The 715-nt window shown below is 55.2% G+C and carries 1 protein-coding gene; it reads right to left on the bottom strand.

All coding sequences use genetic code 11. The features are described 5' to 3' along the window. Positions 1–715: ABC transporter ATP-binding protein (locus QQJ79_RS15620; RefSeq protein WP_284223850.1), on the bottom strand; the 715-nt coding region annotated here is incomplete at both ends.

Raw genomic sequence — 715 nt, 5'->3', positions numbered from 1 at the left:
TCCGGGTCATCGGTCAGAACACTGGTCGGACCATCCAGCATGATCCGGCCCGTTTCCATGATGTATCCATAATCGGCGACGGCAAATGCCATGGCGGCGTTTTGCTCGACGATCAGCATGGATGTTTTCTGCTCGTTATTGATACGGGCAATGATGCTGAAGATTTCCTCGGTCAGCAGGGGCGACAGGCCCAGTGACGGCTCATCCAGCAAAATGATCTTGGGGTTGGCGATCAGCGCCCGGCCAATGGCCAGCATCTGCTGTTCCCCACCGGACAGATATCCGGCCAGCCCCTTCCTGCGTTCAAAAAGACGGGGAAAATACTCATAAACCAGATCGAACCGTTTTCTCGCTTCCGCGTTCGACCCCGCATAGGTGGCGGCAATCATGTTTTCCTCGACCGTCAGGTCCTCGAAAATCCGGCGCCCCTCCATCACATGGAACAGGCCGCGGCGGACCAGACCATGGGGGGTATCCGCCCGCACGGACTGGCCATCGAACAGGATATCGCCCGATTTCAATTCGCCCTTTTCCATTTCCAGAAGGCGCGAAATGGCCTTCAACGTGGTCGACTTTCCCGCGCCATTTGAACCGAGAAGGGCGACGATGGCCCCTCTCGGAACGGATAGCGACAAACCGCGAAGAACTTGAATCGTATTGTTGTAGACGACTTCAATATTCTGAATATCCAGAATTGGATCTGCGTTTGTCATCA

The sequence above is a fragment of the Brevundimonas denitrificans genome (assembly GCF_030160755.1).
Lineage (GTDB): Bacteria > Pseudomonadota > Alphaproteobacteria > Caulobacterales > Caulobacteraceae > Brevundimonas > Brevundimonas denitrificans.
This window is presented reverse-complemented; position numbering and strand designations above follow the sequence as displayed.